The 23488-nt window shown below is 62.8% G+C and carries 22 protein-coding genes and 1 tRNA gene; 9 read left to right on the forward strand and 14 right to left on the reverse strand.

Features of this window, described 5'->3' with window-relative positions; translation table 11 throughout:
• Window positions 1–207 precede the first annotated feature (207 nt).
• Window positions 208–1620: a chromosomal replication initiator protein DnaA gene (gene dnaA / locus Q0974_RS10420; protein ID WP_299327283.1), complete on the forward strand. Its 1413-nt coding sequence runs from the start codon at window positions 208–210 to the stop codon at window positions 1618–1620.
• A 69-nt stretch (window positions 1621–1689) separates the two neighbouring features.
• Here the strand turns inward: dnaA and Q0974_RS10425 are convergent, their stop codons facing one another.
• From Q0974_RS10425 to secB, 4 genes are all read right to left on the reverse strand, one after another.
• Window positions 1690–2340 (reverse strand): DUF4136 domain-containing protein, encoded by a 651-nt coding sequence (locus Q0974_RS10425; RefSeq protein ID WP_299327284.1) that lies wholly within the window; start codon window positions 2338–2340, stop codon window positions 1690–1692.
• 100 nt (window positions 2341–2440) lie between these two features.
• Window positions 2441–3439, reverse strand: a complete 999-nt coding sequence (gene trpS / locus Q0974_RS10430; protein ID WP_299327286.1) for a tryptophan--tRNA ligase — start codon at window positions 3437–3439, stop codon at window positions 2441–2443.
• Window positions 3439–5007 (reverse strand): murein biosynthesis integral membrane protein MurJ, encoded by a 1569-nt coding sequence (murJ, locus tag Q0974_RS10435; RefSeq protein WP_299327291.1) that lies wholly within the window; start codon window positions 5005–5007, stop codon window positions 3439–3441. Before murJ ends, trpS begins: the two co-directional genes overlap by 1 nt.
• 42 nt (window positions 5008–5049) lie before the next feature.
• Window positions 5050–5571, reverse strand: a complete 522-nt coding sequence (gene secB, locus Q0974_RS10440; protein WP_299327293.1) for a protein-export chaperone SecB — start codon at window positions 5569–5571, stop codon at window positions 5050–5052.
• 140 nt (window positions 5572–5711) lie between these two features.
• Between secB and Q0974_RS10445 the strand changes: the two genes are divergently transcribed.
• From Q0974_RS10445 to Q0974_RS10460, 4 genes are all read left to right on the forward strand, one after another.
• Window positions 5712–7136 (forward strand): serine hydrolase, encoded by a 1425-nt coding sequence (locus tag Q0974_RS10445; RefSeq protein ID WP_299327295.1) that lies wholly within the window; start codon window positions 5712–5714, stop codon window positions 7134–7136.
• An 87-nt stretch (window positions 7137–7223) separates the two neighbouring features.
• A complete protein-coding gene (locus Q0974_RS10450) occupies window positions 7224–7880 on the forward strand; it encodes a Tim44/TimA family putative adaptor protein (protein WP_299327297.1) in 657 nt (218 codons plus the stop codon).
• Window positions 7881–8218: 338 nt separating this feature from the next.
• Complete coding sequence (locus Q0974_RS10455) at window positions 8219–9052, forward strand: MltA domain-containing protein (protein WP_366943591.1); 834 nt, start codon at window positions 8219–8221, stop codon at window positions 9050–9052.
• Window positions 9053–9583: a Smr/MutS family protein gene (locus tag Q0974_RS10460; RefSeq protein ID WP_299327299.1), complete on the forward strand. Its 531-nt coding sequence runs from the start codon at window positions 9053–9055 to the stop codon at window positions 9581–9583.
• Here the strand turns inward: Q0974_RS10460 and Q0974_RS10465 are convergent.
• Window positions 9547–10422 carry a hypothetical protein gene (locus Q0974_RS10465; RefSeq protein WP_299327300.1) on the reverse strand — a complete coding sequence of 292 codons (876 nt, stop codon included), beginning with the start codon at window positions 10420–10422 and terminating at the stop codon, window positions 9547–9549. The two genes, Q0974_RS10460 and Q0974_RS10465, sit on opposite strands and share 37 nt — an antisense overlap.
• A 12-nt stretch (window positions 10423–10434) precedes the next feature.
• Entirely contained in the window at window positions 10435–10608 is a 174-nt protein-coding gene (locus Q0974_RS10470) for a hypothetical protein (protein WP_299327301.1), read from the reverse strand.
• A gap of 49 nt (window positions 10609–10657) precedes the next feature.
• Here Q0974_RS10470 and Q0974_RS10475 point away from each other — a divergent pair, with 49 nt between their 5' ends.
• Window positions 10658–11113, forward strand: coding sequence for a cupin domain-containing protein (locus tag Q0974_RS10475; protein WP_299327302.1), 456 nt, complete (start codon window positions 10658–10660; stop codon window positions 11111–11113).
• 12 nt (window positions 11114–11125) lie between these two features.
• Here the strand turns inward: Q0974_RS10475 and Q0974_RS10480 are convergent, their stop codons facing one another.
• The 7 genes from Q0974_RS10480 to Q0974_RS10510 all read right to left on the reverse strand — a co-directional run bounded on the left by Q0974_RS10480 (window position 11126) and on the right by Q0974_RS10510 (window position 15579).
• Complete coding sequence (locus Q0974_RS10480) at window positions 11126–11788, reverse strand: glutathione S-transferase family protein (RefSeq protein ID WP_299327303.1); 663 nt, start codon at window positions 11786–11788, stop codon at window positions 11126–11128.
• 25 nt (window positions 11789–11813) lie between these two features.
• Window positions 11814–12449, reverse strand: coding sequence for a ribosome biogenesis GTP-binding protein YihA/YsxC (gene yihA / locus Q0974_RS10485; RefSeq protein ID WP_299327304.1), 636 nt, complete (start codon window positions 12447–12449; stop codon window positions 11814–11816).
• Window positions 12450–12718: 269 nt separating this feature from the next.
• On the reverse strand, window positions 12719–14461 hold the full coding sequence (gene yidC, locus Q0974_RS10490; RefSeq protein WP_299327305.1) for a membrane protein insertase YidC: 1743 nt from the start codon (window positions 14459–14461) through the stop codon (window positions 12719–12721).
• Window positions 14462–14491: 30 nt separating this feature from the next.
• Entirely contained in the window at window positions 14492–14704 is a 213-nt protein-coding gene (gene yidD / locus Q0974_RS10495; RefSeq protein ID WP_299327307.1) for a membrane protein insertion efficiency factor YidD, read from the reverse strand.
• Window positions 14701–15042 carry a ribonuclease P protein component gene (gene rnpA / locus Q0974_RS10500; protein ID WP_366943592.1) on the reverse strand — a complete coding sequence of 114 codons (342 nt, stop codon included), beginning with the start codon at window positions 15040–15042 and terminating at the stop codon, window positions 14701–14703. Before rnpA ends, yidD begins: the two co-directional genes overlap by 4 nt.
• Before the next feature lie 4 nt (window positions 15043–15046).
• A complete protein-coding gene (gene rpmH / locus Q0974_RS10505; RefSeq protein ID WP_176874774.1) occupies window positions 15047–15181 on the reverse strand; it encodes a 50S ribosomal protein L34 in 135 nt (44 codons plus the stop codon).
• 92 nt (window positions 15182–15273) lie between these two features.
• On the reverse strand, window positions 15274–15579 hold the full coding sequence (locus Q0974_RS10510) for a hypothetical protein (RefSeq protein ID WP_299327359.1): 306 nt from the start codon (window positions 15577–15579) through the stop codon (window positions 15274–15276).
• 144 nt (window positions 15580–15723) lie between these two features.
• Between Q0974_RS10510 and Q0974_RS10515 the strand changes: the two genes are divergently transcribed.
• The 3 genes from Q0974_RS10515 to Q0974_RS10525 all read left to right on the forward strand — a co-directional run bounded on the left by Q0974_RS10515 (window position 15724) and on the right by Q0974_RS10525 (window position 18004).
• Window positions 15724–17232, forward strand: coding sequence for a YifB family Mg chelatase-like AAA ATPase (locus Q0974_RS10515; protein WP_299327360.1), 1509 nt, complete (start codon window positions 15724–15726; stop codon window positions 17230–17232).
• A gap of 125 nt (window positions 17233–17357) precedes the next feature.
• Window positions 17358–17858 (forward strand): DUF805 domain-containing protein, encoded by a 501-nt coding sequence (locus Q0974_RS10520; protein ID WP_299327362.1) that lies wholly within the window; start codon window positions 17358–17360, stop codon window positions 17856–17858.
• Window positions 17859–17919: 61 nt separating this feature from the next.
• Window positions 17920–18004 (forward strand) — tRNA-Leu (locus Q0974_RS10525).
• 347 nt (window positions 18005–18351) lie between these two features.
• On the opposite strand, the gene Q0974_RS10530 is transcribed toward Q0974_RS10525, so the two are convergent.
• Entirely contained in the window at window positions 18352–23439 is a 5088-nt protein-coding gene (locus tag Q0974_RS10530; RefSeq protein WP_299327364.1) for a hypothetical protein, read from the reverse strand.
• Window positions 23440–23488 lie beyond the last annotated feature (49 nt).

The following is a 23488-nucleotide window of genomic DNA, read 5'->3' on the forward strand; positions in this document are numbered from 1 at the left end:
GCGTTGGGCGCGTTAACAATTCATCAAACAGCTTCTCGGTCGGTAGCGATTCTTCCCGACCGGCACAGTCGCCAGAGTAAAGTGCAATGCGAAAACGCCTGTTTTCGCAGAGGGGGTTCTTCGTCCGGCAACTGTGTGATCCAGGCGAGCTAAAAGCGCCGGATCATGTCGGACGGAGTGGGTAGCAAAGGGGAGGACTCCTGAGTGGTGCGTGATACGGGTATCGGTGAAGCGGATGCGGGCGTTGTGAGCGGGCACGAGCCTTTCGAAGCAGCATGGGAAGCAATTAGAAACGGTCTTCGGCGCGATCTTGGCGCGCGGACTTTCGATCATTGGCTGAAGCCGATGAAGCTGATCTCCTATGAAGAAGAGGCTGGTCAGATCCGCCTCGAACTTCCTTCGCACTTCATGGCCGATTGGGTGCGCGAACATTATTCGGACCGGCTGCGCTATGCGTGGCGCGCGACGGTGCCCAGCGTGCGCGAGATCGATATCGTCGCGGCGGAAGGCGCCTCGCGTCCGGCGCTCTTCATCGTCGGCGAAGAAGATGTCTTGCCGCCGACCGAACAGCTTTCGGGCACCAGCGGCGACAGCATCGGAACGCCGCTCGAGAATCGCTACGTCTTCTCCAACTTCGTGACGGGCACCGCCAACGAGGTGGCGTTCAATGCAGCGCGCATGATGGCCGATGTCGGCGTGCCGATGTTCAGCTCGCTTTACATTCATGCGGGCACGGGCCTCGGCAAGACTCATCTGCTTCACGCGATCGGTCATGAGTTTCTGCGGCAGAAACCGCGCTCGAATGTGCTCTATATGTCGGCTGAAAAGTTCATGTATGAATTCGTGTCCGCGATGCGTGACAAGGATACGATCGGGTTCAAGCAGAAGCTGCGCTCGGCCGATCTTCTGCTCGTCGACGACGTTCAATTCATTGCCGGCAAGGAAGCGACGCAGGAAGAATTCTTTCATACAATCAACGAGATAATTGCAACCGGCCATCGTCTCGTGATCAGCGCCGATCGTCCGCCGCATGAACTGGGCGCGGTCGACAAACGGATCGCCTCGCGCCTTGCGGGCGGGCTGGTGACCGACCTGCGGCAGCCCGATCTCGACCATCGCCGCCGCATCGTCGCGCACAAATTGGGACAAATGCCGCAGGCCGATATGCCGAAGGACGTGGCCGATTTCCTCGCCCAGCGCTTCTCGGCGAGCATTCGCGAACTCGAAGGCGCGCTGACCCGTGTCGTCGCCTATTCGCTGCTGTCCAAGCGTCCGATCGATCTGCCCTTTGCGCAAGAAACACTGGCGGACCTGCTGCGCCACTCGCAGCGCCGCATCACGATCGACGAGATCCAGCGCAGCGTGTGCGAGCATTACGGCATCCGGCATGCCGAGATGACATCGGCGCGCCGGGCCCGCGAAGTGGCGCGCCCACGCCAGGTGGCAATGTATCTGGCGAAGCGCTTGACCCCGCGGTCACTGCCCGAGATCGGCCGGCGCTTCGGCGGCCGCGATCACACGACCGTGATTCACGCGATCAAGCGGATCAAGGAATTGCGCGCGGCCGATAGCGAACTCGATTCGGACGTGCGTTCGCTTCTGCGCAAACTCGAAAACTAGAAACTAAACAAATAGGGCGCGGCTCTCTCTATTGGGAAGCCGCGCCCATTTACGTTCCGGGAAACGTTTCTAGCCGTCTTCGCGCGGCATCACCGTGATGCGGACTTCCTCGCCCGAATTGCCGGGAAAGCCGGTGAACATCGCTTCGACCAGATTGGGCACAAGTTCGGTAAGGGCATCGTTGCGCGAGCGCGCCCGGGCGCGGCCCTCGAAGACGGATTCGCCATTGGACGCACGATCGATTCGCAGCTCGAGCTCACTTGTATAAAGCGTGTAACTGCGGACACGGGGATAGCCGAAGCCGCTGTCGAAAAACGGATCGTACCAGCCGAAATGGTAAGGCGAGCGCCAGCCCCAGCCCCAGGGGCGATAGAAGGCCGAACGATAGCCCCAGAATCCGCGATGGAAGCCGGGACTCGTGACAATGCGTTCGCGTCCGTCGTCCACGCTATACTGCATCGTCACCACGAGCGTCGCGTCCTGTGCCGAGGGTGCGGCGGCATATCCATATTCGCCGAGTTCTAGCGCGACCAGATTGGCATAGGTGGCGAATTCGAGACCGCCAGCCAGCGCTTCATCGGCGGGCTGGATGTAGAAGCTTTCGCCCTGCGGCGCGGGCATTTGCTGGAACCGTGCGACGTCCGCGCGGAACGGTGTCGTGCAGGCCGCGATAGCCAGCATCGCGATGGGCGCGGCAAGGGTAAATAATCTCCGGGACATGGCGGGTCTCCGTAACCAGTTACAGCCAACTATATTATATCAGACTGCGCTATACCAAGTCGCCTGAACCCCGATTGAACGTTCCATGAACGAATTGTCGCTACCGTCCGCTGAGCAAGCCCAAAGCGCGATAGGCGTCTGCCAGGATAGGCGCACCGGTGGCTGCCGCTTTCTCCGCGCCCGCCTGCAGGATCGAATCGAGCGTCGTCGCATCGTCCTTGAGCGCGTTGAAATTCGCCGAAATCGGTTCGAGCACCGAAACGGTGAGATCGGCCAGTGCCGGCTTGAAATCGCCAAAGCCTTTGCCGGCGAAATCGGCCAGTACCGCATCCGGATCGGTTTCCGCCAAGGCCGCGTAGATCGTCACGAGGTTGCGCGCCTCGGGCCGTTCCGCCAGCCCATCCATGGTGTCGGGCAGGGGATCGGGATCGGTGCGCGCCTTGCGGATTTTCTTTGCGATCGCATCGGCATCGTCGGCCAGGTTGATCCGGCTCATGTCCGAAACGTCCGACTTGGACATCTTCGCCGAGCCGTCCCGGAGCGACATGATCCGCGCAGCCGTCGCGCCGATATAGGGTTCGGGCAGGACGAAGGTCTCGGTGCCGGTATCGGTGTTGAACTTTTCCGCGATATCGCGCGCCAGTTCGAGATGCTGTTTCTGATCCTCGCCGACCGGCACATGCGTGGCATTGTAGAGCAATACGTCGGCGGCCTGGAGAACCGGATAGGCGAAGAGTGCGATGCTCGCGCCCTCCTTATTCTTGCCGGACTTGTCCTTGAACTGCGTCATGCGGTTGAGCCAACCCATGCGCGCTGTGCCCGACAGCAGCCATTGCAGTTCGGCATGCGCGGGTACGCGCGCCTGGTTGAACAGTGTCGAGCGGTCCGGATCGATGCCCGACGCGATCAGCGCCGCCGCCATCTCGCGCGTGCCGGCACTGAGTTCGGCCGCGTCGATCGGCATTGAAATGGCGTGCAGATCGGCGAGGAAGAACAGGCATTCGCCCTCGTCCTGCATCTTCACCCAGTTCTGAATCGCGCCGAGATAATTGCCGAGATGGAGATTACCGGTGGGCTGGATGCCAGAAACGACACGCATCAGTTGGGGGCCTTTCGCTTGACGAGGAGGGCGATCTTGGAGCGATCGATGGCGCCGGTCAGCGCCGCCGCGCCGAAATAGACGAGCATGCCCGCGCTGACCAGTGCCGCGATGGACGCGACACGTTCGAACACGCTGCCGCCGAACCAGTCGCTCAGATAGGGCAGGAGATAGAAGAGCATCGCTGTCATCGCGCCCGTCGCCAGAAGCTGGCTCAACAGCCGCCGGACAAGCGGCGCGTTCAGCGCATAATGACCGCGCTTTCGCATAATCGCGTAGAGCATGAAGACGTTGAGCCATGCGCCGATCGCCGTCGCCGACGCAATGCCGACAATGCCGAGCCGGTCGATCATCAGCACGTTGAAGGTGATGAAGAAGATCAGCACGAGGGCCGCGGCATAGACGGGCGTGCGTGTATCCTTGCGCGAGAAAAAGGCCGGCGTGAGCACTTTGATGAGCACATAGGCCGGCAGCCCCGCGACGAGTGCCGCGAGCACATTGCTCGTGATTCGCGCATCGTCCGCGTCGAACTGCCCGCCGAGGAAAAAGGCGTTCACGAAGGCGGGCGCGCAGATCATCAGCGCTGCCGCCGCCGGGAATGTCAGGAGCATCGCGAGCTCGATGGCGTTCGATTGGACGCGATCGGCCTGTGCTTTGTCGTCTGCGCCGATATGGCGGGACAAGGCAGGGAGGATAGCGGTGCCCAATGCAATGCCGATCACGCCGAGCGGCAACTGGTTCAGCCGGTCCGCGAAGTTCAGATGGCTGACCGACCCGCTCGGCAATTGCGTTGCGAAGAAGAGCTGCACGAGCTGACTGATCTGATAGACGCCCGCGCCGAACGCGGCGGGCAGGATGATGATGCCAAGCTCTTTGACGTCCTTGGTCAGGCGCGGGCGCTGGAACCGCAGCCGAAATCCACTGCGTTTCATCCAGAACCAGAGCCATGCCAGCTGTACGACGCCGCCCAGCGCCACGCCGCCCGCGAGCAGATAGGCGATCAGCACCGTATCGCCATCCGCGATTTGGCTCCCGATCAGCAGCGCCGCGATCAGCACGAGGTTGAGCAGGATCGGAAAACTCGCCCCGGCCGCGAATCGCGACATGGAGTTGAGGATCGCGGCGAGCAGCGCGACCATGCTGATCAGGAAGAGATAGGGAAAAGTGATCCGCGCCAGCGCGACGGTCAGTTCGAACTTGCCGGGCACCTCTTGGAAGCCACTGGCCATCAGCCAGATGATCGCCGGCATCGCGATCTCGAACAGCGCGACGAACAGAATCAGGATCGGTACGAAGACCGACACGACTTCGCTCGAAAATTCTTCTGCGTCCTCAAGCTCGCCATCCTTGCCGAGCTTGCGGCTGAACAGCGGTACGAAGGCAGCGGCAAAGGCGCCCTCTGCGAACAGCCGGCGGAAGATATTGGGTAGCTGAAAGGCGACGAAGAAACTGTCCGCCGCCATGCCGGGCCCGAGTATGCGTGCGAGCAGCATGTCCCGCACGAACCCGGCGATGCGGCTGACCATCGTCAGGCCGCCGATCGTTCCGGTGGCCCGAACCAGGTTCATGGCGTGCGGCCGGCCCCTGCCATCGGCCCCGTCATGCTAGGCTCAGGCCTGGCCGATCGGCGAATCGATATTGACATTGTCGGAGCCGCCCTGCGCGAGCTGCGCCTTTTGCTGCATATAGAGCGCGGCGAAATCGATCGGCTCGAGCATCAGCGGCGGGAAATTGCCGTCGCGCACAGTGTCCGCGAGGATACGCCGGGCAAAGGGGAACAGAATGCGCGGTGCTTCGACGAGCAGAAACGGCTCGCGCTGCTGCTCTGGCACATTGGTCAGTCCAAACAGGCCAGCATAGGCGAGTTCGACCTGAAAAGCCGTGCCCTGTTCGAGCTTGGCGCTGACATCGATCTTGAGCAGCACTTCCCAGACATTTTCACCCGCGCCATTGCTGCCGATATTGAACTGCACATCGATCTTCGGCGTTTCGTTCGCCTGGTAGACGCCCGGCGAGTTCGGATTTTCGAACGACAGATCCTTCACATATTGTGCGAGGATGTTGACGCGCGGCGCTTCGTCCGGCGCGCCGGCTGCTGCTTGATCGGGTGCGTCGCCCTGTTCGTCGGCCATGATTATATACCTCAATTCCCTGATTGAATGGATGCGCGCGAAATTGCGCGATTTCGCGATGCCCGCTAGCAGCAGGGCGCAAGCAGGGCAATGGCGCTGCCCGGCTTGTCAGGGGACAGGCGGCACTGCAGGATGATGCGATGACTACAAGGATTCTCGCTCTTGGAATGTTCACCGTGGCCGTCGCGATGACGCCGCTACATGCGCAGAATGAACAGCCTGCGCCGCACGATCTGGCGATTGCGGCAGGATACAAGGCTGCCTTTCTGTGCAGTGGCATTTTCAATGCCGGGCAGACCGAAGCGGAAGTCGCCGCCGACGATTTGACGCGCATCTACGCCGCATATCGGCCGCTGATCGGCGACCTGCCGGTCGAAATCGATTCCGAACGCCAGCGGGTGAGCGTCCGCTTTTCCGACGACATGCCACCGCGCGTTGCACAATGGCGACCGCAGCTCGGCTGTGCGCAATTGCCAACGGGCGCCGATCCCGAGGGGCTGTTGCAACCGGTAATGCTGGGCGCGGATATCGACGCGCCGGACTTGGCGGTAACCGATGCGCGCGCCTGGCCACACGGTGATGCAAATGCGGTTCGCGTGCTGCCGGACGGACTGCAGGCAGAACTCGATAATGTTCTTGCGTCGGCGCTCGACCGGGTCACCTATGGCGCAGGCACGGAGACAACGGCCGTACTCGTCGTGCAGGATGGCGATATCGTTGGGGAGCAGTATCGCGCCGGCTACAACATGCACCGGCCGCAGCGCACCTGGTCCGTGGCGAAGAGCATCGCGGCCACGGTGATCGGCCGCGCCGTCCACCAGGATATCGTCGATCTCGATCGGCCCGTGCCCGTTCCGGCGTGGCAGACGCCCGGCGACCCACGCGCGGCGATCAACTGGCATCACCTCTTGCATATGAGCAGCGGGTTATGGAGTCCGTTTGCCGGCAATCGCACCGATGATGTCTATTTCGGCGGCCAGCTTGTCACCGATTCGATTCCGGCGCTCCCGCTCGAGGCCGTACCGGGCACGCGCTGGCGCTATGCCAATAATGATACGCTGCTGGCCGTGCGCGCCCTGCGCTTCGCTCTCGGCGATGGCGATCGCGCGCTCGCTTATCCGTTTACCGAGCTACTGTGGCGCGTCGGCATGACCCGGACCACGTCCGAAACTGACTGGCAGGGCAATTTCATTCTTTCGAGTCAGGTTTGGACGACGGCACGCGATCTGGCGCGCATGGGGCTACTGTATCTGAACGACGGCGTGTGGCAGGGCGAGCGGCTGCTGCCCGAAGGCTGGTCCGCCTATGTCGCGACGCCCGCGCCGGACCAGCCACAGGGCAGGGGCGGTGTCGGCTATGGCGCGCAATTCTGGCTGTTCGGTCCGGAGCAGGGGCTGCCCGAAGGTACATACGCAGCTATGGGCAATCGCGGCCAATATGTAGTCATCGTCCCGGCGCGAAATATCGTGATCGTCCGGCGCGGGTTCGATGCTGTGGGCGATGGCGAGCGGTTCGATATTGCGCGTTTCAGCCGGGATATTTTGGCCGTGCTGGGTGATCGATAGGGTAAAATACGGCGTAAGCCCCATTCCCTATTTGAAACGCGCCGCCACGAAGCCTATGTATGGGCTGATTTTTCGAGTGGAGGCCTTGTGGTCGAGATTATTCTTCTTGCGATGGTGGCCGTATTTGTCGGCCTGCGGCTGTTCAGCGTATTAGGACAGCGCACCGGTCACGAACAGGAGCCGCGCATGCCGCGCCCGGTGGAAGCTCCGCCACCCGTGCAACAGCGGCCGCAGCCCGTTCCGGATCTGACGCCGGCAAATGAACAGGAACCGGATGGGCTGGTGCTGCCTGCCGCATCCGGCGGTATCCGCAAGATCGCATCCGCCGACTCGTCCTTCGACATCAACGAATTTCTGATCGGCGCGCAGGCAGCATACCGCATGATCCTCGAAGCCTTTTGGAAAGGCGATCGCGACGATCTGGAGCATCTCGTCAGCGAAGAAGTGATGGAAAGCTTCAACGCCGCGATTGATGCGCGCGAAGCCGAAGGTCATGAGCTCGACAATAAGCTGATCATGATCGACCGGACGCAGATCGAAATGGCGGAATATGATTCGGGCACGGCGCGGATTACCCTGCGCTTCGATGCCGATATCGCTGGCGTGACGCGCGACAAGGACGGTAACGTTATCGCCGGATCGCTCTCGGACGCGGTCGAAACGCACGATATCTGGACGTTCGCGCGCAATGTCCGCGATGCCGATCCCAACTGGAAACTGATCGAAACCGACGAGGCGTCGTGATCAAGCTGCGGAGCGCTGGCGCGCTCCTGCTGCTTTCCGCGCTGACCGCCTGCGCCGGCATCATCCCGCCGGCTGCCGAGCGCGCATCCCGTCCGCCGCCACCTGAGACGGTTCCACCGGCTCCCGCTCCGCCAGCCGCTACTCCAGCGCCGCCCGCCGCAGCCAACGCGCTGGGGCAGGGCGTTCGTTCAGGACCACCTGTTGAATCGTTGGAGATCAGCCGGACACAGGCGGAGCGGGCGCTGAGCACCTTTCGGATATCCTGCCCGTCGCTGCTTCGTAGGGAAGATAGCACGGGCCTGACAACCTCTACCGACTGGACACACGCATGCGAGGCTGTGTCCTCCTGGCGCGGCGATCCGCAGGATTTCTTCGCCGCGCATTTCCGCGCGGTCGAAGTCGGCTCGGGGCAGGCTTTCGCGACCGGCTATTATGAGCCAGAAATCCCCGCCGCCCGCGAGCAGCGCGATGGCTATGAATGGCCGGTCTACGCGCTGCCCGATAATGTGCCACAGCCTTGCGCACCCGAATGCGGCGAGAATGCCTCGCTGACGCGCGCCGCGATTGAAAATGGCGCGCTGGACGGGCAGGGGCTCGCGATCGCCTGGGCCCGCGATCTCGTCGATCTCTATTTTCTGCAGGTGCAGGGGTCGGGCATTTTGCGGCTGCCGGATGGCGATGCGATGCGGATCGGCTATGCCGGCAATAACGGCTATCCCTATACGAGCATTGGCCGGTTGATGCGCGATCGCGGGTTGCTCGGCGACGGGCAGACGACGGCCGAGGGCATCGCGACATGGCTGCGCGACAATCCCGACCGTGGCCGCGAGATCATGCAGGAAAATCGCCGCTACATATTCTTCACGGAAGTGAATGGGCCGGGACCGCTGGGTTCGCTCGGACAGCCGGTCACGCCGCGCGGTACGGTGGCGGCCGACCCCGATTTTGTGCCGCTCGGCGCGCCGGTCTTTCTCGACCTCGAACATGATGTCGCCGACGGACTGTGGATCGCGCAGGACACCGGCAGTGCGATCCGGGGCGCCAACCGGTTCGACACATTCTGGGGTGCGGGCGACGAGGCCTATGCCATTGCCAGCGGCATGGCGAGCCGAGGTCAGGCCTATGTGCTGATCCCGAGAACCGCCGCCGCCCGCCTGCTACGCGCTGACTAAATGGCGGAGCGCGATCTCAGCGCGGACGAACAGGCGCTCTGGAACAAGGTGATCGAGACCGTTGAGCCGCTCGATCGCGGACCGCAAACGGATTTGCCGACAAACTCCAAGCCGTCACCACGCGCCGATCTCTCCGCGTACGCCGTGCCTAAACTGCCCGAGCGCAAATCGGCGCCCGGCCCGGGCAAGACGCTGGATGCGAGTTGGGACCGGAAGCTGACGCGCGGCCGGGTCGATCCCGACGTTACGATCGACCTGCACGGCCACAGCCTGAACTCGGCCTATGACCGGCTGGATCGCGGGCTGGGGCAGGCCATTGCCTCGCACGCCCGCATCGCGCTGCTGATCACGGGCCATGCGCCAAAGGGGGAGGGGCCGGTGACGCGCGGCAAGATTCGCGCGGCGGTTGGCGACTGGCTGGCGGCATCGCGCCATGCACCGCATATCGCTGCGGTGCGCGGCGCCCATCCGCGTCATGGCGGGCGCGGCGCGCTCTATATCGTCTTGAGACGGCGCGCGAGCGCGTCGTAGATCCGCGCGCCAAGCCCGTCGGCCTGGAGCGGATAGAGAAACGGTTCGACCAGCTCCAACTCCATCAGCAGCATTTCTCCATCCGCGCCGCGGACCATATCGACCCGCGCATAGAGCGGTGTTTCATCGAGCGTTTCGAGAATAGACGTAGCAGAGGCGGTGTCCGCCGCGTCCGGCGTGTAACGCTCTTCGCGCCCGCCATAGGAGGACTGGATGCGATAGTCGCCATCGGTCGCTGACTTGATCAGCCCGTGCGAGAAGGCTCCGTCGACAAAGACTAAACTCATCTCACCTTCGCTCTGGATCGCCAGCAGGAAGGGCTGGGCCATCATCGGCTCCGGCATGGGCGGCACCGGATCGCCGCGCTTGAGGCGAAACTGCCCTTCGGCATTCGCGCCGACCTGGCGCTTGATCACAAGACTGTCGCTGCCCAGCGCGTCAAAAGCTTGGGCAATATCGGCATCGGTCGGGCGATCGAGCCACGCGGTCGGCACGGTTCGCACACCGCGCTCGGCGAGATCTCGCAGATAGGTTTTGCGGCAATTCCAGCGGACTGTCGCGCAATCGTTGAATAGCTTCGTCTGTGATTCGATCTCGGCAATATGATCGAGGAAGCTCTCCAGATTGTCCTGATAGTCCCAGGCCGAGCCGATCAGCACGGCATCGAACTGGCTCCAATCCGCAGTGTCGTCATCCCAGGAGATCGCCTCGATCGTCGCGCCACGTGCCGCGAAAGCAGCGTGAAAGCACGCTATCATCTGGTCATGCTCGATCGCGTCGGGTCGCCGCTCCGGCGAATCCGGCAGAGTCAGACGGCAGGCGAGATAGGCAATCCGCATGGTGGCCTTCCTTCAGGCCAACGCGCGGCGCAGCACGCCTTCACAGATATCGGTCGGCGCATGGACGTTAGCATTCGCAACCGCCGCGTGGCGCTCGTCCATCACTGCGTTAAGGAGATCAAAATCGATGTCCGGACAGGCGATCAGCGTTCCAAGCGGCTCCATCGGATCGATTGCATCGGTCATCACGACGCGTGTAACCGGGCTATTCCCCCTTGCCTAGCAGGAGTGCGCCATGCCCAAGCTCGATCTCGATGCGATCCCGCAAACCAATATGACGGGCTATCCACCCGAACATCGGGCCGAGGTTGCCGAGCGCTGGTATCGGCGGCTCGCGCCGGCTGGCGGCCTTAGCGACTTCGGTGTCAGCCATGTCGAGCTGAAGCCGGGCGCCTGGTCGGCGCAGCGCCACTGGCATGAGGATGAGGACGAGTTCGTCGTGATGCTTGCGGGGGAAGCGGTGCTTGTCGACGATACTGGCCGAAAGCCGATGCGGGCCGGCGACTGCGCGGCTTTTCCGAAGAATGACGGCAATGGGCATGTGCTGATCAACGAGAGCGATGAAAGCTGCATCTACATCGCCGTCGGGCGGCCAGCCGCCAGCGACTGCCACTACCCCGATATCGACATGCATCTCGAAAACGGCCGCGGTTTTCGGCGTAAGGATGGCAGCGACTTCGACTGGAGCTGAGCCGGAAAAGCGCTATTCGGGCGCTTCCTCATAGCGCTCGATGATCCACGGTTCCTCCTGCGCGGCCTTGATCCATTCGCGCACCCAGCTATGGGCGAGCACGGCCTGGACATAGCCTTGGGCGAAGGGCGGGAGTTTTACCGAATAGGTCACGAAGCGCGTGCAGACTGGCGCATACATGATGTCCGCCGCGCAGAAATCGCCGAACAGGAAGGGGTTTTCGCCACCATGGCGCGCCCGGGCTTGCGCCCAGATTTCGAGGACGCGGCCGATCTCGCTGGCGACCTCCGTGCTGAGCGGCCGCGCTGGGAATACCTTGCGGACATTCATCGGCAGGTCGCGGCGCAGGTTGGGAAAACTGGAATGCATTTCCGCGGCCATGGACCGCGCCATGCCCCGCGCGCGTTCGTCTTTCGGCCAGAAACGATCCCGCCCGACCTTGTCGGCGAGCCAGTCGATGATCGCGAGGCTGTCCCAGACCACCGTGTCGCCGTCCCACAGCACCGGGACTTTGCCCGAAGACGCGGCAAACTCGTTGCCCTCGCGGCGTTTTTCCCATTCCTCGTTGAACAGGGGTACGGTGACTTCCTCGAAGGACAGACCGGATTGTTTGAGCGCCAACCAACCGCGCATCGACCAGGAGGAATAGGCCCTATTTCCGATGATCAGTTTCATGCACGGCCTTTCTCAGTTTGTTTGGCTATCCGATGGCTTGGATAACGGCTTTGCGCAGTTCGTCTACACCCAATCCGGTTTCGCTCGACGTCGTCAGGATGTCGGGGTGGGCTGCGGCATGCGTCTTGGCTTGTTCGGTGAGCTTAGCAGCCGCGTCCACCAACGCCTCGTCTTTCAGCTTGTCGGACTTGGTCAGCACGATGCGGTAGCTCACTGCCGCCTCGTCCAGCATGTCCATGAGTTCACGGTCGATATCCTTGAGGCCACGGCGGGCATCGATCAGCAGTAATGTGCGTTTGAGCGTCGGGCGGCCGCGCAGGAAATCGTTGATGAGGTGCCGCCAGCGTTTCGCGACCTGCGGCGGAGCCTTGGCGAACCCGTAACCGGGCATATCGACGAGCCGGAATTGCGGCGGGTTGCCGACTTCGAAGAAATTCAGCTCCTGCGTGCGCCCCGGCGTGTTCGAAGCGCGCGCGAGCCCCTTGCGGTTGGTCAGCGCATTGAGCAGCGTTGACTTGCCGACATTGGATCGGCCGGCAAAGGCCACTTCGGGCAGGTCGGCATTGGGCAGGAACTCCAGGCTCGGCGCAGATTTCAGGAAGTCGATCGGTCCGGAAAATGTCTTCCGGATCATCTCTTCCATCGCAGCCTGATCGGTCATGTTCTAGGCCGTAAACCCACACACAGGGCGCTCGAGGCGTGCAAATGGCGAACATATCGGGCCGAAACACGCGCCGCGCAGGCTGGTTGCCTGTGCAAGCGTGTTTCGGTTCGAGATGGAAGCCATTTGAACGTCCCTACGGGATTTGACCGAAATGGCCCATCCCGACGTCGAAAAGTCTGGAAATATTGACATATTCCTGCGCCTTTCCTCCTTGTGCTGGGCCATTTCGCTTCAAACCGCGAACGCCCTGTGTGCGGGTTTACGGCCTATGTTTCGTCTTTCACCATCTTTGCCTGCTCCTTCAGTCGCGGATCGCGGCTGTAGAGCCATTTCTGCTGGGCGATGGTGAGGATGTTGGACGTTACCCAGTAGAGCTGCAGCCCGGCCGCGAAGGGTGCCATGATGACCATGAAGACCCAGGGCATGATGCTGAAAATCTTCTGCTGGGTCGGGTCCATGGGTGCCGGGTTCAGCTTGAACTGCAGCCACATGGTGATGCCGAGCAGGATCGGCAGGATGCCGATCGCAAACCAGGTCGGCGGGGTGAAGGCCAGCAGGCCGAACAGGTTGACCGGGGTGAGAGGGTCCGGTGCCGAGAGATCCTGCAGCCAGAGCATGAACGGCTCGTGGCGCATTTCGACCGACAGCATCAGCACCTTGTAGAGCGCATAGAAGATCGGGATCTGCAGGAAGATCGGCAGACAACCCGCGAGCGGATTGACCTTCTCGCGCTGATAGAGCGCGAGCACCTCCTGCTGCATCTTCGGCTTGTCGTCTTTGTAGCGCTCCTGGATTTCCTTCATCTTCGGCTGCACGGCGCGCATCCCGGCCATGGAGCTGAACTGTTTCTGCGCGATCGGGAACATCAGGCCGCGCACGATGAACGTCATCAGAATGATCGCGACGCCGAAATTGCCGACTGTCGTGAACAGCCAGCTCAAGAGATAGAAGAGCGGTAGTTCGAACCAGTAGAACCAGCCCCAATCGATCGCCCGGTCGAGCTGGTTGATACCCGCTTCGACTTCATAGCGTTCGAGCAGGTGCGTTTCCTTGGCGCCGGCGAAGAAATAGGTTTCGGTCGTCAGCGCGCGGCCGCCTTGGATAACGGTCGGCTGTCCGGTGAAAACCGCCTGATAGCGATCGTCGGGCAGCGCCATGAAGGCGGCATCCACCGTGCGGTCGCCAGCCGGCGCCAGCGCGCCGAGCCAATATTTGCCGTTAAAGCCGAGCCAGCCATTTTGCAGCGAGAAGCGCTCGCCCGCTGATCCGGCCTCGTCGAGATCGCTGAAATCGAGATCGCGGTGCAGGACATCGTCCCAGAAGCCCGCCGGACCGGTATGGATCAGCCATGTATCGGGATCGGGCACCGCGCCGCTGCGCATTTCGCCCCGGTGCATGAGCAGCGCATACGGCCGCGTGCTGATCGGTGCACTGCCTGTGTTGCTTACCCGTTGGGCGATCGTGAACAGAAAATCCGCGTCGACCTGAAGCTCGATCTCGAAGAGCTGGCCCGTACCATTGCGCCAACTCAGCGTGACCGGGTTGTCGGGTGTGAGCCGTTCGCCATCCGCTTGCCAGACCGTATCGCCGTCCGGCATTTCGATGCCTTCACCAGCCCAGCCGAAATGCGCGAAATAGGTCTCGTCCGTATCGTCGGGCGCGAGCAGCCGGATCGGCGGGGAGTCCGCGTCGATCTCTTCGCGATAATCGAGCAGCACGAGATCGTCGATACGGGCGCCGCGCAGATTGACCGTGCCCTCGAGGCGGGGCGTTTCGATCGCGATGCGGGCGGCATCGTTTCCGTCGAGCACATCGGCCACGGTGCGTGTCGCCTCAACGCTTTCGGCGGCGGGCATCTCGGCTTCGGGCAGCACGACATCGGCTTCGGCGGCCGTTTCGGGCGCGGGTTCGGGCGGGGGCGGAGCGACCTGCTCAGCGATGAAACTCCAGCCGATCAGCACGAGCGCCGACAGCGCGATCGCCAGGATCATGTTGCGCGAATTATCCACCGCAATTCCTCATTCGTCTCAATCTCTTACTTATGGAACCGGATCGTGGCCCGATCCGCCCCAAGGATGGCAGCGCGATATACGCCGAAGCGCAAGCCAGCTACCCTTGAATGCCCCATAGCGCTTCCAAGCCGTGATCGCATAGGCCGAACATGAAGGCTGATAGCGGCAGGTCGGCGGCAGGATCGCCGAGGGCCCGATCTGCCAAAGCCGGGCGAGGCCGATAAGGAGTTTTGCGATCATTGGCTCAACCGCTCAAGCGCTTCGGAAAAGTCGCTGCGTAGCGCGCCGAAATCGCGGTCTATCCCGCTCTTGCGGCCGATCAAAACATGATCGGCGCCGATGATGCCCTTTTCCGGCAGGACTTCGCGACCCAAAGCGCGGAACCGCCGCTTCATGCGGTTGCGCACGACGGCGCCGCCGATTTTTTTGGTAACGGTAATGCCGAGCCGGATCGTGTCGTCGCCATCCGCCCGGTCGCGAACGAGCAGCACGAAGCCGGGCATAGCCGCGCGTTTGCCGCGATTGGCGGCGAGAAAATCGCGTCTTTTCGTTAGCGTCGCCACACGGGGCGCAGACACCGCCTTAGGCGGACAGCTTCTTGCGGCCCTTGGCACGGCGTGCGCGCAGCACGTTGCGGCCGCCGACCGTCGCCTTGCGGGCCCGAAAACCATGCCGCCGTTTGCGCACGAGATTGCTCGGCTGGAAGGTGCGCTTCATCGCTCAATTCCTCAAAAACTGGAACAAAAAGGGCCGCGCCTTTCGGGCGGCCTCAAATCTGGGCATTCTGCTAATCGAAGCCCCGGCTAAAGTCAATCAGCGCCTTGCTGTTCGCGCTTGCGGCGGAGGCGCCGGAGCGTGCTCTTGCGCCGCATCGCCCAATCGACCCATTCGCCCTTTTTCGGATGCTTCGCTTTGAGCCGTGCGTAGAAGCGTCGGACGATGGCCGAATTCTTGAGCATCAGCGGGAAACCGATCGCGAACATAAAAATACCGCCCGGTCCCGGTAACAGGCCGACGATCGGCGCGGTGATGACGAGCAATCCGCCGATAACCGTCAGAACGAAACGGATTCCGGCGCGCTTGTCGCGTTGATCGGCGATAGTCGGCTCTCTCATGATGTCGAACTAATATCATGCGCTTGGTGAACAAGACATGTGCGTCTTTTGAACAAGATATGTGACCGAATAGAGGCTTTTGCTCGACTCTTGCGGCGGGGCGTGTCAAAAACAGAACAAACAGTGAAAATAGGGGGGGTGGCAATGGTCGCTCATGTTGCGACGACTGCCTATCTGGGGCTGGAAGCCCGCGCGGTCGAAGTGCAGGTGCAGATTGCGCCGGGCGTACCCGCCTTCAATCTGGTGGGCCTGCCGGACAAGGCTGTTGCCGAGAGCCGGGAGCGGGTGCGCGCCGCGATCGCGGCTATAGGCCTCGCGCTGCCGCCCAAGCGCATCACGATCAACCTCTCGCCGGCCGACCTTCCCAAGGAGGGATCGCATTACGATTTGCCGATTGCGCTCGGGCTTTTGGGCGCGATGGGCGTGATCGATGCCGAAACGCTGGCCGGTTATGTGGTTGTCGGCGAACTGGGATTGGACGGCCGGGTCGCGCCGTCGCCCGGCGTATTGCTCGCCGCGCTCAATGCGTCCGCGCGCGAGCTCGGCCTGATCTGTCCGGCGGCGCAGGGTGCGGAAGCGGCCTGGGCGGGCGATGTCGAAGTGATCGGCGCGCCCGACCTCCTCTCGCTGCTCAATCACTTCAAGGGTACGAGTCAGCTCGCGCCGCCAACGCCCGGAGACGTGGAGGAACCCGCTACCGGTCCGGATTTGCGTCAGGTGAAAGGGCAGGAGACGGCCAAGCGCGCGCTCGAGATCGCGGCGGCGGGCGGGCACAACCTCTTGATGTCGGGCCCGCCGGGTTCGGGCAAATCGCTGATGGCGGCCTGCCTGCCCGGTATTCTGCCCGAACTGACACCGGCGGAGGCGCTGGAAGTATCGATGGTGGCGAGCGTCGCGGGCACGCTGGAAGGCGGTAAGCTCGCGCGCAACCGGCCTTATCGCGCGCCGCATCACTCGGCCTCGATGGCCGCGTTGGTCGGCGGCGGGCTCAAGGTGCGGCCCGGCGAAGTGAGCCTCGCGCATCTTGGTGTGCTGTTTCTCGACGAACTGCCCGAATTCCAGCGTCCGGTACTCGATTCGCTGCGCCAGCCGCTCGAAACGGGCACCGTATCGATCGCGCGGGCGAACGCGCATGTCAGCTTCCCGGCGCGAGTCCAACTCGTGGCGGCGATGAATCCGTGCCGATGCGGCCATCTGGGAGACGCCGCACTCGCCTGTTCGCGCGCGCCCAAATGCGCGGCCGACTATCAGGCGAAGATTTCGGGCCCGCTGCTCGACCGGATCGACCTGCATGTCGATGTGCAAGCCGTGTCCGCCGCCGATCTCACGCTGCCGCCGGCGGCGGAAGGATCGACCGACGTGGCCGCGCGCGTCGCTGCGGCGCGCGCGCTGCAGACCGAGCGTTTCGCTGACGAAGGCGTGCGCACCAATAGCGAGGCCGATGGCGAGCTGCTCGACAGCGTGGCGACGCCCGACGAAGCGGGCCGCAAATTACTGGGCCAGGCCGCCGAGGCGATGCGGCTGACCGCGCGCGGCTATTCGCGCGTGTTGCGCGTGGCGCGGACCATTGCCGATCTCGCTGGCGGCGAAAACGTCGGCCGCGTCCATGTCGCCGAAGCGCTCAGTTATCGCCGCCTGCCACCGCGCAACTAAAGGTCTTCGGAACGGAGAGGTTGATCGCGGGGAGTTTTTGTCGGACCTGCATATCTTCCGGCGAATGACCGGATTGAATCCGCCGATATGCGCACGGCGTGTTTGATCAAGAGAAGGGGGGTTATATGGGATATATGTTTTTGCCGCTCCGGCGGTACGCGGAATTCGGCGGACGGTCTCGTCGCATGGAATTCTGGATGTGGACGCTGTTCGTCTTCCTTCTGTGGGTGACATATTTCATTTTGATATTCGCCGTTGGAGGCGGCGCGCTGTTGATGGCGGCAAGCGATGCGGCGGGTGCTTTGGCCGCAACCGGGTTTCTCTTGGGGTTGGGGTTACTCTATTTTGCTATTGGCCTGGCAATCTTTCTGCCCGGCTTGGCCGTCACGGTAAGGCGTTTGCATGATACGGGAAGGAGTGGCTGGTGGGTCTTGCTCGTCTGGGGGCCATTCATTGCGGCGATGGTCCTTGGAAGTCAGAGCGAAACTATTTCCGGTATAGTAGGTTTGGCATGGCTTGTCGGTGCGATCGTCCTGATCGTATTCTGCTGCTTGGATGGAACGCCCGGTGCGAACCGCTATGGTGACGATCCAAAAGGTAGAGGATTGGCCGATACATTCGCCTGACCGGCACAGAGCCGCTTGCGGAGTGCGGAGCGCTCCGCTAATCGGCTTTCCCTGTCTGCGGGCCTCTGTGGCGGAATTGGTAGACGCGCTCGACTCAAAATCGAGTTCCTTCGGGAGTGCCGGTTCGACTCCGGCCAGAGGTACCAGATTTCTCTGTCAGAATTTTCCTGACGGAAAATCGCGGCACCGGCCCGCTCCCCCTCCCGACCTCCCAATAAGTGTACCCTGTGGGAGGTCGGGAGGGGGAGCGGGCTGGTGCCGCGACATTGCGAGAGCAATGTTCTGACAATCAAAACCCGGTGCCGCGTTCGACCGAACGGTCGAGTTTGACAGAAAAAGCCCCATTTTCCTGTCCTACACATGGCCGCGCATGATAGACTGCGCTGCCGCAAACGGAGAGGAGTGGCAGAAATAACCGACCTACGGTCGTTCGAACGGATAAGGGCCAGGGGAATACCCTGGCGTGTGTCAACCAGTGTCAACCGGCGCGGCGCTAGAAGCCGAGATCGCGGAAGGTCTGCTGGTCGAAGCGCAGGCGGAAGGTGACATAGGGGCCGTCACGCGTGTAGCGGGCTGCCTCGAAATCGCGGTCTTCGAAGCCGGTGATATTGTAACCAACTGAAATCCATGTATTTTCCATGGGGCTGATCCCGACATTCGGGCCGACCGACCAGGTCCAGGCGCGCCCGCCATTGCCCTCGCGCACGCTGGCCGAGGCGCCGATATCGATGGTTTCGGAGAGATCGAAGCGCACATCGGCACCGAACAGGTTGCTCCAGCCTTCGACATCGGCGGTACCGAAGCGATCGGAGACGTAGCGCGTGCCCCAGAAGAAGGTGAACTCGCTGCGGTCGAGCCAGTCATTGCCGCCAAACATGCTGAGCACGGACGTGGTCGGCGAATAGTTGAGCGAGAAGCTGTTGACGATGCGTCGCGAGCGTTGATCGCCATTGACCAGCAGGGGCGCGCTGCCGACCGGGCCCGGCTGGCCCGCGACGGCGTTTGTGATTTCGTCGCTGCGCAGCTCGAGCTTGTTGAGGAAGGACCAGTCGCTATAGGCCGGGCGGTGCGCGACCGAGATTTCGAGCGACGTGACTTCGCTCGTCGCGCCGCCATCCTGTTCGGCGCGCAGCCAGGAGAAGGCGCCGCCCACCGCGCTGCCTTCGCCGATCTGGCGGAGCAGCGAGGTTGTCAGGCCGTAGCGGTTTTCGCGTTCCCCGTCGCGATATTCGGCGCGGCCCGCCCAGCTCCAGCGTTCGCCGCGATAGGTGGCGCCGGCGGTCACGGCAGTGAAGTCTTCGGTGAGTATCGGGTTGGTGCCATTGCCGATAAAGCCGCCGCTCGCGATCGGCTGGGCCGGGTTGATCACGGTATCGGGATCGATGCCGCCATTGAGCGTCTTGTTGCCGTCGAGCGAGAAATCGAGCGACCAGTTTTCATCGAGCACGACCGACTGGGCGAAGCCGTAGGCGGCGAAGGTGCGGGGGCCATATTCGGCGATGTCCTGCTGATTGCCGGCGAGCGAAATCCGCGCGCCGGACCAGGGCTGGAGATCGAAACCGACCCGTGCAGTGCGGGCATCGACTGTGTCCCCCTCGGCGATCTCATAGCCGCCGACTAGCGTCAGCCAATCGGTTGCCGCGAAACGGGCGGTGAACTGGTGGCGCGCTGGGAAGTCGACGCTTTCGGCATCGTCGAGTGCGAACTCGGTCTGCGCGTCAAGCGTCAGGCGATTGCCGAACAGCCGCTGGGTGACGCCGAGCTGCAGCAGCGTCGATTCGAGCGTCTCTCCGTCGCTGAGCTCGTCATTGCTGTAGATGATGCCGAGCCGGCTATCGGTCGAACCGCTGCGATATTCGAGCAGCGCGCGGCCGGCGATCCGGCGTGCACCCGTCGTCAGGAAATCCTCGTGCCAGCCGCTCGCGGCGAGCGACAGGCTGCCATCGATCCGTACGCGGCCGTCGAAACCGAATTTGCGCGTGCCGCGTTCCGCGCCGCTCAACTGGCCGACGCCGAACTCGGCTTCCTGCTCGCGGGCATAGGCCAGGATATCGATGTCCGAACTGTGATGCTCGGCCTCGACCAGCCAGGCGGTGGCCGTGCCGGGATCCTCGGTATCGGGACCGGCGCCATTGCCCGGATCGCTGTTGCTCGCGGCGAATTCGGCACGGATTTCGGTCGTATCGGTCGGTCGCCAGCGGATATCGATGCCGCCCATATTCGTCTCGCGCTGATTATCGTCGTCGCGCAACGCCGTAACACCGATGCGCAGCCGCTGATCGGCGGTGGCCCAGGTGACTCGCGCACCGGCATTGATGCGCCGCGCGGCGACCCCGTCGACTTCATATTCGACGACGATGATTTGCGGGTTCAACGCAGAATCGCGGCTGAGGATCGGCTCGCGGAAGCGGATCGTGCCGTTGAAATAATCGATATCGTAATCAATGTGCCGGACGAGCGGTTGGGTCGATATGACGATGTTCGAGCGCAGCCGGTCGCGCACTTCGATCAAGATGCGCTCGCTGTTCGCGAGGATCTGCGTGCTGCCGATGGCATAGGGGCCGGTCAGGCCGTTGCCTTGTATTTCGACGCGGCGGAACCGGTAGGGCGTGTCCGCGACGAAGGCGGTTGCCGACACCCGCTCGTTACGGAATTCCGCGCGCGCCCCGTTGAAGCTGCGATTGTAGCGGGCGAGCTGGGTTTCATCGAAACCCGTCTCATAATCGCCGAACATCGCGTAGAATTGCGGCCGTTCGAGCCGGAGATAGAGGCGGCGGACGCTGGCGGCGTCGAAGCGGCGTTCCGATCGATCAGCATAGATGGTGTAATATTGGTTCGGGTCGATAATGCCCTGGAAGCGCGTTTCGTCGCGTTCAGCGTCGCTGTCATAGGCGAGCGTCATCAGCCACTGGCCGGTCACGCGGCCGCGCGCATAAAGCGCGACCCGCGCATCGGTGTACCAGGTCTCTTCGTCCGCGCCGATCTCTTCGAGATTGCGGTCGAGATGGTTGAAGCCGACCGTACCGGCGGCAAAGCCGACAATAGTCCAGGGCCGGTCGCCGGGTTCGAGCCAGGTTTCGATCCGCTGCTCACGCGAAACCTCGCCGTCGCGGAATGAGAAGGTGACCGAGAGCGTACCACTGACCGTCGTCGGTTCGAGTTCGATATAGGCGATGCCCTCATCGCCTTCGACACGCCAGACCGGCGCCGCGCGTTCGAGGCCCGCCAGTTGCCGTGCCTGTTGTGCATCGGCCTCGACCGCGGGGAAGTAAGGGGAGGGGACTGCGAAATCGCCGGTCAGCCCGTGATGGACGGGCCGGCCATCCCGGTCGGTCAGCCGCACAGCGATCAGCGGACGCGAGACGCCATCGGCGATGAGACGTGATCGTTCGCGGACCAGTTCGGCCCGGATTGGCGCATTGCCGAAATGGACGGTCCGTTCGAGCGTTTCGACCGCGGCGCCGCTGGCGTCGAGAATTTCGGCGACGAACCGGTTCTCACGCGGCTCGATGCCGATGCCGCGCCACTGGCTGACCGATACGGTGCCGGCGGCATTGGTCCGCAGGCCTTCGAACGCGACTGCGGCCACCTGTTCGCCATCGAGCGACAGGCGCACGGTTTGGCCGGGCAGATGCTTGATCGCGACGCGAACAACACGCGTGCGGGGATTGTGATCCGGCGCCGGGAACAGCCAGGCGATGCCCGGTTGCTGACCTTCCAGCCAATCGCGCTCGCCACCGGCCGCCTGAATGTCGGTGAGCGGTTCGGGGCGCTCCACGGCCGGCGTAGCGCTTTCGGGTGCTTCCCGCGGCTCGACGGCACGGACGCGGAAATCGGCGCGATACAGCCCGCCGCCGCGACCCTCCACGAAGCGGGAAAAGGCTCGTCCAGCGGAGCGCGTATTGCGTGCGCAATCCACGGCTGCGCGGTCCAGCGGCAATGTCGATTCATCGATCTGGACGACGTGCAGACCTGGCGTCACGGCTTCGAAGTGATAGCGGCCATCCTCGTCGGTGACCGAATAGCTGCCATCCTCCATCATGACCCGCACGCCCGGAACGCCAGCCGCCGTGCGCGGATCGACGCCGCACCCGCCTTCGGTGATCCGGCCGATGATCGTCATCCGGCTCGCAATCGTCTCGCGCTGGATGCGGACGGCGGCATCCACGGTGTCGCTGGTCTGTCCGCGATCGTCTTCGGCGCGAGCGCGATTGATCGCGTCGCCTGCGCGCGCTTGCGGCAAGACTTCGGTGATATAGGTCAGCATGGCCATTTCACCGGCTGCCAGCGCTGGTATCTGGACGGCAAAATCCCGGCCATCTGGCGTGATTTCAACGCCGCTCGCGATCTCAACGCCGTTCAAACGCAGCGAATCGGGCCGCAACCGCAATTGCGCGGGTAGCGTGTCGCGAATGGTGATCGGTCGGGTCGGACGCGTCTGATCGGTGCTGCTGACGCGAATGCTGAACAGCACAGGATCACCCGGCTGCGCGAGCTGGCGGGATGCGGCTTTTTCGATACGCAACGGTGCGGTCGGCCGATCGAGCGGGACATCGATTTCGATCGAAGACGGGCCGCCGATCATGAAAGCGTCGCCATAGGAACCCTGGACGATGTCATAGGGATCGCCCCGAGAATCGACGAAAACCGCAAGTTCCTGCGGCGTTGCTTGCGAGATTCCGGTATAGGGATCGGGCGGTTCGACGATCAGCCGGTATCGGCCGGGCGGCACGACCGGGAAGAAGAAATCGCCTGGCCCCGGCGTATAGGTGAAGCCCCGGCTGTCGGTGACCGGTTGGCCTGTCACCACGGTTGCGGGAAAGCTCGAAAACCCGTCATTCCCGAACAGCTCGGCTGGCTGTCCGGTATCGGCATCGACCAGCGTGACCCGCGCGCCATTGATTGGATCACCGGTCTCGCTGTCGAATACTGTGGAGCCGAAACTTTCAAGCACATCGACGACCAGCTCGCGAAATTCGCGCACGCCATTTTCGCCGGTAGCGACGATCCGGAGTTCCGAACCCGGCACCACGGAGAGTTCGCAATTCTCGGGAACAGGCTGTGGCGGTACGGCTATCGTATAAATAAAGCCGGCAAAGACGCCGGTATCCGGACCCGTTTCCGACAGGCGAATACGCTCCCGATCTCCCTCGGGCGTCTCGATGACGATTTCATACGTATCCGTTGCATTGGGATTGGTATTCGCACCGTCGAACTCGACCATGAATACCAGCGGTTCGCCGGGCCGGATGGCCGACGCGCCGCTAACCGTAGCGGGCGCGATCGGTTGACCGACAAAGTTTTCGCCGAGCGGCAGCGAGATATGGGGCGGTGTCGCGACGCAGTTCGTACCGTTGAGCACGACCTGCGTGCCACCGCCGTCTCCGGGGCCAAATTGGAACAAGCCAATTTCCGGGGGAGCCCCATCTATCGGTTCGACGGTAATGTCGACCTGGTTCGAAGGCCGGCGCACCCGCTCGGTGCCTTCGTCCCATTCGGCATAAGCGACATTGCTGATCGTCTGGGCGTGTGCGATCGAGCCCGCTGGCGTCCACAGCGCAGCGAACAGTGCAAAACACATTGCACATGCCAAGAGGACCGGTTGGCGCATCGAGCCACGCGATGGCCGC

This window comes from Parasphingopyxis sp. (assembly GCF_028279465.1).
GTDB lineage: Bacteria > Pseudomonadota > Alphaproteobacteria > Sphingomonadales > Sphingomonadaceae > Parasphingopyxis.